Genomic DNA, 12,044 nt, shown 5'->3' with positions numbered 1-12,044 from the left:
GATGAAGAGAATGGAGATGAGATGAGCTTACTATGAAAATAAATCAATTAATTGCGAACAATATTAACAGATTAGAAACGGTACTGCCAGTTGATGAGTCGTTAGGAATTGCTGGTTTGTCTGGATCTGGTAAAACAACTTTTTGTCAAACGATTGGGGAAGAATCAAAAAAACGTCTCGTTTCCTTACTGCCAAAAGCTGAATACCAGTATTTATTCCCCAATATTATGGAGACTAATTTCAGTGCGATCAAAATGGAAGCAATGCCACTTGTTCTTTTTCTTGGTAGATCATCCATATCTTCAAATCCTCGGTCAACCATTGGAACACATACAGGTGTGTTTACTGAAATCCGTGTCACTCTTGCTGAGCAATATAATCTCTCTCCAGAGGTTTTTTCATTTAATAATGAAATGGGTTGGTGTCCTGATTGTAAGGGTCGTGGAACTACAAAAAATGTCGAGTGTAAAAAGTGTCAGGGGAAACGCTATAATCAAGCAGCTGAACAATATAAAATTGAATTATTGGATCAAGCAAAGAGTATTTCTGATCTAAACGACTTAAGTATAGAGACCATTTTATCACAGGCAGATATTCTAAAAATAAGTGAAGGTAAACAACAAATTCTGAAAAATATAATCAATATGAATATTGGTTATTTAACATTAAATCGTATTATGGGTACATTATCAGGCGGAGAATTAACACGACTTTACTTGGCAGAATTCATGGCAACAAGTGAAAATACCGTGATTATCATTGATGAAATCTCCGTGGGTCTCGATCACCAAACCCTATTGAAGATTTTAGCGGAGATTAAACAGTTGGGATATAAAAATCAAATTTGGCTCATTGACCATTCTGACACCGTGCTGGACACAGCGGATAAACACTTGTTCTTTGGACCTGGCAGTGGCAAATATGGCGGGAAAATTGTTGAAGAATCACCACGTCCTGAGCCCATCAATAGAGAACTAAATCAGGCAGCACCTGCAGAATATTATCAATTTCATGATCTTTATTGTCGTAATATTCAAATGGCCCAAATTCAGATTCCTCAAAATAGACTGGTAACTTTTACAGGTGAGTCCGGATGTGGTAAATCTACACTGGTTAATGAATGTATGGTCAAAGATTTTCTAAAGCGTTATTCCAAAGATAAGCTGGTGATCGTAGGGCAAGATCGAAATCAGTCGATTACCAGTCGCTCGACCGTTGCCACTTTTCTTGATATTAAAAGGAAACTCACAAAGTACAGTGAGGATATTGATGATATTTTTGAGCGCTCGATTGAAGATATTATTGTTGAACTGCCAAATGAGGACATTGCTCATAAAAGACTAAGCTTATTGATCAAGCTTGGACTTGGTTATTTGACGTTGGAGCGAAAAACACAGTCCTTATCCACGGGTGAATTTCAATGTGTCCATTTAGTTTCTGAGCTGTTTGCGGGCTCAAGAAATCCACATACACTTTTTATTTTTGACGAGCCTTCCAAAGGTTTATCACAAAATATTTTAAATCAATTCATTGACAGCATTAGGGACATTCTGCAGGATGAATCTGTCTCCATAATCATGATTGAACATAATTCTTATATGTTAGAGAACTCTGATTTTATCGTTGATTTTGGCAAAAGACAGCTTGCACCTGTGGAGCATCTTGATGTTCTCAGTCATGATGATTATTATCGTCAACAAAATCCTGCTGATAGTTTGGCACCTGCGCACATTTCTTCAACACTCCAGCTACAAAATGGAATTGACTATTTAAAAGAAAGTCAGATCCCCTATTTTAAAAATGCAGAGAACATCTATAAAGGTGGCATCTTAAAAAGCTTATCCTCCATGGCCCGCCTGATTTATGGTGAATATGAATCGGATACGATTGCGCCTGTCATCGCCATTGATCTGGAACGACACTTGTATAGTCAGTTTACTTTCCTTTATGAAATGGGTGGCTTGATCAACCATATTGTGGCAGCGCATCCCACTAATAAAGATACAAAAAGCTTTGATTTCTATCAATCAGACAATCATTGTCCAAGCTGTAAGGGCCGCCGTATGATTGAAGAATTTGACTTTGATATTGTTCTTCAGGACAAGAACGTACCCTTTTGGGACGGTTCATTACATCCAGATGCGATGGAGATTCTGAAATTCTATCAATTACCAAAAATAAAATTCATCTTTGATGAGTTAAAGAATGAGCTCGGACAGGATATTAGCAAAAGTTATAATGAGATGACAGAAGCTGAAAAACACACCTTTTTATACGGGTATTGGGAAAAGTCCTTCTATGATAAAGCAGCTAAAGCCTCGAGAACTTGGGATGGCTTTAATACCATTATCGGGAACTATATGGTTATCTCGAAATCGATTATTAAAGAGCATATTAAAGCATCCAAAAAAATGATTACCTGTCCAATTTGTCAAGGAACGGTATTAAATCATCATAAAAAGCTTAAATACGGCGACACTGATATTCGTGAGATTATTGGGATGCCCCTTGATCAAGTTATTAGTACTGTTGGCGAATTACAGGTACTAGAAAAAATGAAAGCCATCGTGGGCGGCGATATGGTTTTGACAGAAGAGGTCTCTCTATTACCTAGGGAAACACAAGTCGCTCTAAAAATGCTTGAACTAGAGTTAGGAAGTTTTGCGCAATATGAAATGGTGTTACAAAATGCCCTGCCATTCTGGGACAGCATTAGCGGCAGTATCGAAACCATCAGCATGAAAAACCGGATTACGATCTGTGATTTTGCCAATATCCACGAAACAAGAGAAAATATCATAGATAAGTATTTCACTAATGGAAAATATAAAAAGCTGACTTATGTCTATGAAGCGTTTGGTTACAAAAAAATCGTCACCTTAATTAATAAGGTTAAAGCAAGCCATCCCTGTCCATTCTGTAAAGGAAAAAAAGTTATCTCGGAAGATGGACTTCATGATGGTGTATATAAATTAACTATTCCCTGTGTGAGTTGTTATGCGAGTGGAATCAATGATGAAGGACGTAAGGAAGTCGTTGAAGGTATAGATGTTCAAACTTGGCTAACGGGTAAAGTAAGTGACGTTATTTCTGAAAGCTTAAATATTGAAGCTGTTGCTGATATTCCAATTTTCAATCGTATTCGTGAGTTGAATAAACAAGAGATGATGGCAGTTTACCAATTTCTTGAGCAATAAAGTTTAGTTTTCTTAAAAAGACGATATAGAAAAGAAACGCATCGAGTCTATAGACTCGATGCGTTTTTTTATAATTGATTATAAAGCTCACCATCAACAGGTTCTAACCATTCTGTTTCTCCGGGTGAAATGGCTAAGTGGACAAACCAACTGTCTTTTGTAGCACCATGCCAATGTTTTACGTTCGCTGGAATATTCACAACATCCCCGCTTTGGAGGAATTGAGCGGGTTTGCCTTCTTCTTGATACCAACCCTCACCACCGGTAACTAATAATACTTGTCCGATTTTATGGAAGTGCCAGTTATTGCGAGCTCCCGGGGCAAAGGTTACGTTCCCAATAGGCGCATTCAAAGGTGTCGCATCAGTATAAATCATCTGCAAGTATGCATCACCTATAAAATTAGCTTCAACCTTTTGTCCGAGTGGAAAGATAGTACTGTTGCTTAGTTGCTCATTAGCCATAATAAAAACCTCTTTCGTTTAATTTTTATAAATTTCTTTAGCAATATTAAATGCCGACCATGCTTTAGGCCACCCTACATAAAACGAAAGGTGCGTGATGATTTCCGCTACTTCATCTTTTGTGACTCCGTTTGCCTTTGCTTTATGCAGATGTGGAGTTAATTGTTCAAAGTTTCCTCCTGATATTAATGCTGAAACTGTAATCATGCTGCGGTCACGTGCAGATAATTCTTTCTCTCTTGACCACACTTCACCGAATAAGATATCATCGTTCAGTTCAGCAAATTTCGGAGCGAATTCTCCTAACAAGTCTCGTCCTGCTGTTTGTTTTTCAGCCATATAAGAACATCCCTTTCATCGATGATTAACTGCTTCAAAATGAAGTATAGACCTTAAAGTACACTTTAAGGCAAGCCATAAAAATGGATTCATACTCCGACATTTGGTTTTTTATTAATTTAAGTATATCCTTTGAATAGAAACAAAATTAGAAATGGAGGTGGGGATCATGCCTTATTCCATTGGAGAATTTGCAGAAATCGTCGGTGTTAACAAGAGCACTCTCAGATATTATGAAATGGAAGGCTTACTTACTCCACATCGAAGTGACAATAATTTACGCGAATATACAGATCAGGATATAGGTTGGGTTCAATTTTTGCTTCATTTAAAAGATTCAGGAATGACGATGGCAGAATTGAAGCAATATACCGAGTGGCGGGCTATGGGGGACGAGACAATTCCTGAACGGAAAAATTTACTTGAACAGCGTAAGCAACAAGTGGAACAAGAAATTAAGGCATTGCAACAAAACTTGGATATACTGAACCGTAAAATTGTATTTTATAATGATCAACTAACGGGGAATAAATACGAATTCGTCCTTTATCACAATGAAAAGATACCACATCAAGAAGAAAAAGTAGATTCCTAACAAGTTAAGAGGCAGATGAACAACTTTTGATTATCAAAGGTTGTTCATCTGCCTCTTCTAATTTCAAAACTTGAAATCGAAGATGAGAGTCTATTTGTGTAATCATATTGCATGATCCGGTCGAGATATTACATTCTCATTTATCCGTTTATTAATTATATTGAAGCTGTATTCGTTTAAAAAAACCAGAGTAAAGGAGAAATTACTTTTGAGAAGAGAACTGAGGAAGGTTTTGTCTTTTTTGTTGGTTTTAGTGACAGTGGTTGGCACAGGGATTAGCTTTGACGGCAATATTGTAAACGCTTTCGGTCCTAATGTCTTATATGTACCACCAGCAGATTCACCATCCTATGGGGCTTTATCACCTAGGGCAATCCAGCTTAAATATAGTGGCATCAACAATAATAAAATGTATGCTACATTTGAACAAACCTCTAATACCACCCCTGTTTTCCCTATTTATGAAAGCGTTGATAATGGTGTCACTTGGAATCAGGTTGGAGAAGTGGAGGATACTCAAAACGGTTGGGGAATGTTAAATTGCCCTGAATTGTTTGAACTCCCCCAATCTATAGGTAACATGCCTGCAGGTACTATGCTTCTTGCAGGAAATTCTGTGCCAAGCAACAAAGCAGCTACCAAGTTGGAATTATATAAAAGCAATGATTTAGGTAGAACATGGACATATGTAAGCACCATTGCTGAAGGTGGACGAAACGATATTGGTTATGATCCCATTTGGGAGCCTTTCTTTTTGGTTCACAACAACAAACTCATTGTTTATTATTCAGATGAACGTGATCCTGCCCATGCCCAGAAGTTAGTTCATCAGACTACGTTGGAGGGTACGAACTGGGGACCTGTGGTAGTTGATGTGGCATTTGCAGACAGTAAATTACGTCCAGGAATGCCTACAATCGCTAAGCTGGGCAATGGTAATTACGCAATGACCTATGAGATGGTCGGATACCCGGGCGTGCCCAATTATTTGAAAATTTCAGCAGATCCTGAGAGCTGGAATCCAACTGAAGTAGGATCTCTTGTAGGGTACGGAGGAAGTCCCTATATTTCTGCTTTGGGAGATGGGAGACTCGTATTAAACGTTGCAGGGAAAAAAGAAGTGCTGATCAACTCTTCTAGAGTGGATGCATCCGGAAGCTGGGTTCCATATAATCCGCCCGTAGATGCAGGGTATAACCGCCAACTACTGCCGCTTAGCAATGGCCGCTTATTTATCCCTCAAGCCGGATTTTTTAGTGGGAAAAACACGGTGAAATATGGCGATATGTCCGTAGGTTACTACAAATTAATTAATGTGAAGAGTGGGAAGGCTTTAGGTGTATTGGAAGGTGGAACTGCGAATGGCAATCCGCTCGTCCAATGGAGCAGCGGGACTAATTCTTTGGATCAATATTGGCTCATTTCCACAGCGGAAAGTGGTTATGCTCCTAACGGTTACAAATCCATTGTGAATGCAAAGAGTGGAAAGGTCGCCGGTATATTAGAAGGATCAACAACAGAAGGAGCTAAAGCCGTTTTATGGACTGAAAACCATTCCGATGACCAGCAGTGGACTTTACAAGCCTCTGGTAACTACTACAAGATTGTTAACCGTAACAGTGGTCAGACGTTAGGTATAGCGCAGGGTTCTACTGAAGAGGGTACCCAAGTTATACAGCAGACTGATGCAGGCAGCACTGATCAGCTGTGGGAGTTGGTTCCAGATGAAGGACATATTATGGTGGACAGTTATCGAATGGTTAATGAGAACAGTGGTAAAGTGTTGGGTATCTATCAAGGTTCGATGGCGGATGGAGGGAAGGCGGTTCAGTGGACCAGCGGAATTTCATCCCATGACCAAAATTGGTTTGTAGTCAGCACAGCTGATGGCTATACGAAGCTGGTCAATACTAATAGTCGTAAAAACCTGGGCATTTTAGGAGGTTCATTAGCTAACGGTGCTCAAAGTGTACAATGGAATGATAACGGATCGAATGACCAGCAGTGGACTTTGGAGTCCTCAGGTGATTTTTACAATATTATTAATCGTAATAGTGGAAAAGCTCTGGCAGTAGATCAGGGTTCGACGACAGAGGGGGCAAATATTATTCAAGCAAATAATACAGGTTCTGCTGGCCAGCACTGGAAACTAGTCTCGAATAGATAATTTATGTAACCAAAAGTCATCGACCTTAAATTAAGGGTGATGACTTTTTGTCGATATAATCTTTGAATGACTAAATCGTCACCTTCAGTGTCACGGGAATGTCACTTTGGAGAGATATACTATTTCCATCGACATATGGAGGGAATTGTGAAGTTATTATGGGAGTGAAATTACGAAAGATTCTTATTATAGGAACTATTTTATATACACTGTTGATCTTATATTTTTTGTTTTTTGCTTTCAATAGAGTAGAGCATGCAACAAGCCAGTATGAATATACGTTTATGTTGATTCCAGAAAGTGTTCCGCTTCTTTTTCCTGATCTCTTTGACCTATCCTTTTCTTGGGTTTATGACTTTGGGAACATCGCTGCTTTTATTCCTTTTAGCGTATTATTCCCTTTGCTGTATCGTACACATTTTAAGAAGTTTATTTGTTTGTTTATCTTAACAATTTTTATGCTGGAAAGTCTTCAAGCTTTAACTTTTTTGGGTTCCTTTGATGTAGCCGATGTCATCTCCAATACGTTAGGGGCAATGATCGGATTTTGTGCATATAAGATTGGATTTTCCCCGGAAATCACCAGGAGATCACTTTTTACTTCGGCATTATCTGTTGTTGTGCTATTGGTTGGAATCATGGGAATCTCTGAGATTATTGATTTAACTCTGAAGAAAAGTGAAAGACCTGTGCAGGGATTACAAACGTTGGAAAAGCTTACGGGAAGCATGCCTATCACGCATAATCTTCCCAGTTTCACTATCGCAGGTGAAAATATAATACCAAAAATGAATTTGTACAGCAGTGAAGGTGAAGAAATTAAAAAATACACCTATACTTTGGGTGATAAAAAAGAGGTATGGTTATATTTCAGCTTTGGATTCCCGCAAAATGAAAATTCTAGCAGTGAACTAATGATTATAGCTGATGGTAACATGATCCTTCAATCCAGTGAACAATATAGTTCCCAAGCTGAACTCAACAATACGGCATTAGTTACCGTAAAAGAAATAACCTTTATCCTTAAAGGGAATGTGAAGTTATGGGATGTAGGATTTAGTGAAATGAAGCATTGGTGGGAATGAGAAACTAACCCTTCGTTAATTTTATTAACGGAGGGTTTCTTTTGCTGATCGCCTCATATACATATTCCGATATACAGCCGGGGTGAGGTTCTCGTATTTTTTGAAGGTTTTAATGAAATAGCCCGTGTCGCAAAAGCCCAAATCATCACTGACTTGATTGATCGGGGAATCCGTGGATTCCAGCAGTTGCTTAGCCCATTCAATCTTGAGTCTGGCAATGAAGATGGAGAAATTCTCTCCAGTTTCTTTAGTGAAAATACGGCTGAAATAACTGGGGCTGATATGACAAAGCTTAGCCATCTCTTTGAGGCTGAAATTCTCATTTTTGTGAGCATAAATGTAATTAAAAGCAGGCTGAAGCACAGAATTTACTGAGACGAACTTTTGTACACCATTCTTTAATTTGGTCTCGATCAAGGCCCCGGATAACTCCTGCTGTATGGATTGGATTTTTCGATACGTACGGTCTGACTCGTCCATTGCTTCAGCAGAAGCGGGTTCTTCTATATTGGTGGTCAGAACCTTTTTGTACAAATCCACAGTAGTATGCTTTTGAATGGCTTCCTCCACGATATAGGTACTTAACTGCAGCAGCAGCTCAACACACTTTGTTACTTCATCGTAGGATAAAACAGGCAGTGCCTGGTAATCCTCTTTGAGTGCTTTAAATTTCATGTTCGTCTCCACATTCGGAGGGCGAGAGACAATTTGCTCCAGTTGTGGCACGTCAGGTTCACGAAGCTTGAGCTGTCCGGCCATAATTGCACCTAGATATTGATTATCTATAATGATCGGAATCGCGATATCTATAATATTGAAATGACATAAATAAATAAACGGTTTGTTCTGGCGAACCGCTTCAATCCCAGCGCGGGCATCACATTTTTGACAATATTGAGAGAGATGGGAGTCCTGGCGCACACCTTGACAGAATGGCTGGCAATAGCTGTGCTTGGTCACGGGAACACCCTTGTAATCAACAGTAAGAATAGCCATTTTGGTTACAAGAGATAAGGAATCCTGGAGCTTTTCCCATTTCTTCAAATCAATAATTTCTTCTAGATTGAACCGGGATTTTGACATCACAAAATTCTCCTATGTAAGTTATAGAATCTTAATGAACATTATACAGAATAATTCAACACAATGACATGAAAGTTCGATTTTTCACGATTATGACAAAAAAATACGATAAGAAAACGCTTTAATAAGCTTTTATTGTTTCATGTTTCTTAAATTAGAGCAATCTATAATGATAACTATAAACAACTGAGGAGGAACGAAAAATGAGAAGAGCATTTATCAGTCCGACGAAATATGTACAAGGTGAGAATGAATTATTGAACTTAGGTTACTTCGTAAAAACATTTGGTGATTCTGCTTTGTTAATTGCCCATCCAGATGATGTAACACGTGTGAAAGACAAACTGGAGTCAACTAAACAGAAATTTAATATAACTCTTGTTGAAAGCGGCTTCCACGGGGAATGCTCAAGACAAGAAGTCGCCAGATTACAAGCGCTAGCCAAAGAACATCAATGTTCATGTACGATTGGCTTGGGTGGAGGTAAGGCGATTGATACGGCAAAATGTGTAGCTGAAGGAGAAGCGCTGATTATCGTTCCAACGATAGCAGCAACTGATGCTCCGACAAGCCACTCAGCGGTGCTCTATACTCCGGAAGGTGAATTCGATGATTATGCTTATTTCAAGCAAAGCCCGAGTGTAGTCATGATTGATACAACAGTTATTGCCAATGCACCTACAAGATTTCTTGTGGCAGGTATGGGAGATGCACTTTCAACCTATTTTGAAGCAAGAGCTACTGCAAATTCTTACTCCAATGTGAATGCAGGTTTACCTTGCGGAGTTCGTGAAGGGGTTTGCGGTGAAGCTAAAGGAACAGTAACAGCGTTGGGACTTGCGAAGCTCTGCTATGAGACATTGCTTGAGAATGGATTCAAGGCGAAGCAAGCTTGCGATCTGAATATCGTAACCCCAGCTTTGGAGAATATAATTGAGACGAATATTCTTTTATCGGGTCTTGGGTTTGAAAGTGGTGGTTTGGCAGCGATTCATGCGATTCATAATGGGTTAACTGCTTTGGAAGGAACTCATCATTATTATCATGGTGAAAAGGTTGCCTTCAGCACGATTGCTCAATTGGTTCTTGAAAATGCAGACCGGACTGAATTAAAAGAAGTGTTGGACTTCTGTCTTTCGATTGGCCTCCCAGTATGCTTAGCGGATATTGGTGTTGAGCATGTAACCTATGAGGAACTGCTTGAGGTTGCTAAAAAAGCTTGCATTGCTGAGGAATCTATCCATTCGATGCCGTTCCCAATTACGGAGGATGCGGTTGCATCAGCAATTATGGCAGCCGATCAATTAGGCCGTCAATATAAATCAAGTAAGGAGCTTTAAGATGAAAAAAATAATAAACAAGCCGGAGACTCTGGTTAGGGAAATGTGTAACGGGCTTGTCTTGGCGCATCCCGAGCTGGATTTCGATCCTAAATTCAAAGTGATTTCTAAGAAAGAGATCAATCAAAGTAAAGTTACCCTGATCAGTGGTGGCGGAAGCGGACATGAGCCGGCTCATGCCGGGTTTGTAGGAACCGGGATGCTGGATGCAGCTGTATGCGGTGATGTGTTTGCTTCTCCATCCCAAATTCAGGTTTATCAAGCGATTCGCCGCACAGCAAGCACCAAAGGTTCGCTGCTTATTATCAAGAATTATAGCGGTGACATCATGAACTTTAAAAATGCGGCCCATCTAGCAACTGAAGACGGTATCGAAGTGGATTATGTCAAAGTAGACGACGATATTGCCGTTGAAGACAGCCTTTATACAGTAGGGAGAAGAGGCGTAGCCGGAACAGTGCTTGTTCATAAGGTAGCCGGAGCAGCAGCAGAAGCTGGATTGTCCTTAGCGGAAGTGAAAGAAGCGGCGCAACATGCAATTGATCATGTGCGCAGCATAGGCTTCGCCTATACCTCTTGTACCGTGCCTGCCAAAGGTACTCCGACATTTCATATTGAAGAGAACGAGATGGAATACGGGGTTGGCATCCATGGAGAACCTGGAATACGCAGGGAGAAAATTGTACCCGCAGATGAATTAGCACAGCGAATGGTTACCTCTTTGCTAGACAACTTCCAAATGAATGATCAGAAGCAGGAGGAAGTAGCCGTATTAATTAATGGTTTTGGCGGCGCCCCGCTGCAAGAGTTATATTTGCTGAACAATTCTGTCATCCGCGAATTAACCGCTAAGAATAAGCAAGTGTTTAAAGTGTTTGTTGGTAACTACATGACCAGCATTGACATGGCAGGTGCATCGGTGACGATAATGAAGCTGGATGAGACACTGAAGAAATGGTTATCTGCGCCTTGTGATACACCAGCCTTGTCGATTAAAGGCCCTTTTGAGCCTGTGAACTATACTGAAGTAATCCAAGAAGAGAAAGCAGACAGCAATGTATCCTTTAAGAATAATACGGATGCTGCTGCAGCGGTGATTAAGAACAATCGGTTTACTTTACAAAATATCGTCTATCTGCTCGATCAAATGAGCCAGGTTATTATCGAGAATGAAGTTCCGTTCTGTGAGCTTGACTCCTACGCTGGAGACGGCGATTTCGGGATGAGTGTAGCTAAGGGCTTTAAACAGCTGAAAGTCGAGTGGGAAGATATTTTAGCTCATCATCTCACTAATATCGGTGAGTTCCTTGACGCCTGCTCCATGGTCATTATGGAATATTGCGGCGGAGCATCCGGACCGATCTGGGGATCAGGCTTCCGCGCAGCGAGCAAAAATGTTCAGCAGAAGGAAGAGCTGACCATTCAGGAGTTTGCTGATATGATGCAGGCTGTTGTCAAAGGGATTCAAGATACGGGTGAAAGATCTTTTGGCAGAGGGGCTGTCGTCGGAGACAAGACATTGATTGATGCGCTTGTACCGTTTGCAGATGCCTGGACCCAAAGTGCAGAACAAGGCGACGATATCAAAGTGGCGGCAAATAAAGCAGCGGAAGCAGCTGTCCAAGGTTCTAAAAATACTATAGAAATCGTTGCCCGTATGGGAAGAGCCGGCACAGTGGGGGAACGCAGCATCGGTTATCCAGATGCGGGTGCTCATGCGCTGGGGGTTATTTTCACAGAGCTGGCAAAAGCAATGAAATAAGAACTACACATA

General features: G+C 40.2%; 9 protein-coding genes. 6 read left to right on the top strand and 3 right to left on the bottom strand.

The window, feature by feature from the left end; genetic code table 11:
• Nucleotides 1-32: 32 nt before the first annotated feature.
• The gene (locus MHI15_RS22170; RefSeq protein WP_341164885.1) at nucleotides 33-3,197 is read left to right on the top strand and encodes an ATP-binding cassette domain-containing protein; all 3,165 of its coding nucleotides are present in this window, start codon (nucleotides 33-35) and stop codon (nucleotides 3,195-3,197) included.
• A 68-nt stretch (nucleotides 3,198-3,265) separates the two neighbouring features.
• Here the strand turns inward: MHI15_RS22170 and MHI15_RS22165 are convergent, their stop codons facing one another.
• The gene (locus MHI15_RS22165) at nucleotides 3,266-3,661 is read right to left on the bottom strand and encodes a cupin domain-containing protein (protein ID WP_076217591.1); all 396 of its coding nucleotides are present in this window, start codon (nucleotides 3,659-3,661) and stop codon (nucleotides 3,266-3,268) included.
• 18 nt (nucleotides 3,662-3,679) lie between these two features.
• Nucleotides 3,680-4,000, bottom strand: a complete 321-nt coding sequence (locus tag MHI15_RS22160) for a carboxymuconolactone decarboxylase family protein (protein ID WP_076276521.1) — start codon at nucleotides 3,998-4,000, stop codon at nucleotides 3,680-3,682.
• Nucleotides 4,001-4,169: 169 nt separating this feature from the next.
• On the opposite strand from MHI15_RS22160, the gene MHI15_RS22155 reads away from it, so the two are divergent.
• From MHI15_RS22155 to MHI15_RS22145, 3 genes are all read left to right on the top strand, one after another.
• Nucleotides 4,170-4,595, top strand: coding sequence for a MerR family transcriptional regulator (locus MHI15_RS22155; protein ID WP_076184593.1), 426 nt, complete (start codon nucleotides 4,170-4,172; stop codon nucleotides 4,593-4,595).
• 208 nt (nucleotides 4,596-4,803) lie between these two features.
• The gene (locus MHI15_RS22150; RefSeq protein WP_341164884.1) at nucleotides 4,804-6,762 is read left to right on the top strand and encodes an RICIN domain-containing protein; all 1,959 of its coding nucleotides are present in this window, start codon (nucleotides 4,804-4,806) and stop codon (nucleotides 6,760-6,762) included.
• A gap of 98 nt (nucleotides 6,763-6,860) precedes the next feature.
• Complete coding sequence (locus MHI15_RS22145) at nucleotides 6,861-7,847, top strand: VanZ family protein (protein WP_341164883.1); 987 nt, start codon at nucleotides 6,861-6,863, stop codon at nucleotides 7,845-7,847.
• 24 nt (nucleotides 7,848-7,871) lie between these two features.
• Here MHI15_RS22145 and MHI15_RS22140 read toward each other — a convergent pair whose 3' ends face one another.
• Entirely contained in the window at nucleotides 7,872-8,930 is a 1,059-nt protein-coding gene (locus MHI15_RS22140) for a PocR ligand-binding domain-containing protein (RefSeq protein ID WP_076217596.1), read from the bottom strand.
• Nucleotides 8,931-9,133: 203 nt separating this feature from the next.
• On the opposite strand from MHI15_RS22140, the gene MHI15_RS22135 reads away from it, so the two are divergent.
• Nucleotides 9,134-10,270: a glycerol dehydrogenase gene (locus tag MHI15_RS22135; RefSeq protein ID WP_076280637.1), complete on the top strand. Its 1,137-nt coding sequence runs from the start codon at nucleotides 9,134-9,136 to the stop codon at nucleotides 10,268-10,270.
• Between the two features lies 1 nt (nucleotide 10,271).
• Nucleotides 10,272-12,032, top strand: a complete 1,761-nt coding sequence (gene dhaK / locus MHI15_RS22130; protein ID WP_341164882.1) for a dihydroxyacetone kinase subunit DhaK — start codon at nucleotides 10,272-10,274, stop codon at nucleotides 12,030-12,032.
• The last annotated feature ends 12 nt before the right edge of the window (nucleotides 12,033-12,044 follow it).

The sequence above is a fragment of the Paenibacillus sp. FSL H7-0918 genome, from assembly GCF_038007025.1.
Lineage (GTDB): Bacteria > Bacillota > Bacilli > Paenibacillales > Paenibacillaceae > Paenibacillus_AQ > Paenibacillus_AQ odorifer.
Note: the sequence above shows the minus strand (reverse complement) of the source record. Positions and strands in the feature narration are given on the sequence as shown.